This is a genomic window from Acidimicrobiales bacterium (assembly GCA_036491125.1).
Taxonomy (GTDB): domain Bacteria; phylum Actinomycetota; class Acidimicrobiia; order Acidimicrobiales; family AC-9; genus AC-9.
Genome location: DASXCO010000247.1, coordinates 1 through 1940 on the forward strand (window position 1 = coordinate 1; position 1940 = coordinate 1940).

The 1940-nt window shown below is 69.9% G+C and carries 3 protein-coding genes; all 3 read right to left on the minus strand.

Annotation, left to right across the window (positions count from 1 at the left end):
* A partial coding sequence (locus tag VGF64_19045; GenBank protein ID HEY1636859.1) for a cytochrome P450 occupies nucleotides 1–1160 on the minus strand: 1160 nt, incomplete at its 3' end.
* Nucleotides 1161–1163: 3 nt separating this feature from the next.
* Nucleotides 1164–1358: a ferredoxin gene (locus VGF64_19050; protein HEY1636860.1), complete on the minus strand. Its 195-nt coding sequence runs from the start codon at nucleotides 1356–1358 to the stop codon at nucleotides 1164–1166.
* Between the two features lie 174 nt (nucleotides 1359–1532).
* Nucleotides 1533–1940: PaaI family thioesterase (locus VGF64_19055; protein ID HEY1636861.1), on the minus strand; the 408-nt coding region annotated here is incomplete at its 5' end.

Below are 1940 nucleotides of genomic sequence, written 5' to 3' on the forward strand. Positions count from 1 at the left end.
ACCAGCGCCGGGTCGACCAGCTCGAAGGCCGGGTAGCGGGCCAGCCACTCCTCGAGCGCCACCCGCAGCTCCATGCGGGCCAGGTTGGACCCGAGGCAGCGGTGGATGCCGAGGCCGAAGGCGGCGTGACGGTTCTCGGCCCGGTCGAGAACCACTTCGTCGGCGTCGGCGAACACCTCCGGGTCGCGGTTGGCCGACGGGAACGGCAGCAGCAGCCAGTCACCCTCCTTCAGGGGACAACCCTGGAGCTCGAAGTCCTTGGCGACCAGGCGGGCCATGGTGACCGGCGCATAGGCCCGCAGGAGCTCCTCCACCGCGCTCGGCACGAGCTCGGGCTCGCTGACCACCCGGCGCAGATCGTGGCGGTGCTGGGCCAGATGCCAGATCGAAGCGCCGATGGCCGACCAGGTGGTGTCGATCCCGGCGATCATGAGCAGGACCATCGTGCCGCGCACGTGCTCGGGCGCCAGCTTGTTGCCGTCGAGCTCGGCCTCCAGCAGGAAGGTGGTCAGGTCGTCCCTGGGGTGCGCCTGGTGCTCGGCGATCTGGCCGTCGATGTACTCGTCGATCTCGCCGGCGACGATGGCCTCCTGGCGCTCCTCCACCGACTGGTCGACGTCCTCGAGCACCATGCGGATGAACCTGCGGAAGATCTCGGCATCCTCCTGCGGAAAGCCGAGCATGCCGATGATCACCCGCAGCGGGATGTGGCGGGCGTAGTCGACCGCGGCGTCGAGCTGTGCGTTGCCCGCCGTGGCGTCGAGGAGCTCCCGGCACAGATCCCGGGTGAGCGGCTCGAGGTTGGCGATCGCCTTGGGCGAGAAGGCGGGGAGCAGCAACCGGCGGGCGAGGGCGTGGAACGGCGGGTCGGACGTGATCGGCGGGGCCAGGCCCATGGGCGCCGGCGGGTCGTCCGGTCCGGGACGGACCTCGCTCACCACGACCGAGCGGGACGTGAAGTGGTCCGTGTCGTAGGCGACAGCGGCGATGTCCTCGTGGCGAACCGGCAGCCAGGTGCCGCCATAGCGGTTGCTGTGGGCCACCGGGCAGGTGCGACGCAGCTTGTCCCAGATGGGATAGGGGTCGGCGACCCACTCGCTGTCGGTGTGGTCGAAGTCAGTCGCCCAGTCGACGACCGGTGGGCGCTCGTTCGGGCTCATCGGTCACTCGCCCATCGAGATGGCGCGCTCTGGGCAGTTGGCCACGGCCAGCCGGGCCTTCTCCTCCAGGCCCGGCGGTACGACACCGTCGTTGAGCTCGAAGGAGTTCCCGAGGTCATCGACATCGAAGAGCTCGGGCGCCAGGGCGAAGCAGCGGTTGTGGCCCTGGCAGCGTTCTCGGTCGACGTGCACGTGCATGCAGCCTCTCTTCCGGCCGGGACGCCGCCGGCGTCGCGCGGCGGGCACGGCCTTTTGGTCCGGTTCCACATTAGGTCGAAACTGGGCGCGGCTCTCCGGCCCGGAGTGCCCCACTTTCGACCTGATGTGGAACGCGCGGAGGGTGCGGGGGGGCCCGCCGGCGCCGCGGTCCTACTAGGCCCGGGGATACAGGAGAAGCTGGGTGCACCGGTAGGCCGCCATCGGACGGCCGGTCGACTCGTTGGTGACCGTGGCGTCCCAGACCTGTGTGGTGCGGCCGAGGTGCAACGGTGTCGCCACGCCCGCAACGACCTCGCCCTCCTTTGCGCTGCCGAGGAAGTTCGCCTTGGCCTCCAGGGTCGTGAAGCTCGCCGCCCCCTCGGGCCAGTTGCGGCTGACACCGAACGCACACAGGGCGTCGGCCACTGTCACCACTACCGGCGCCCAGAGATAGCCGGTCCCGGCGATGAGGGCGTGTGAGACGGTCAGGCGGGCGACGGTCCGGTCCTCTTCGCCTTCGATCTCGATACCGAGCAGGTTCAGGAAGTTGTGGACGTCATAGGGCGGGGGCATGGCGACACC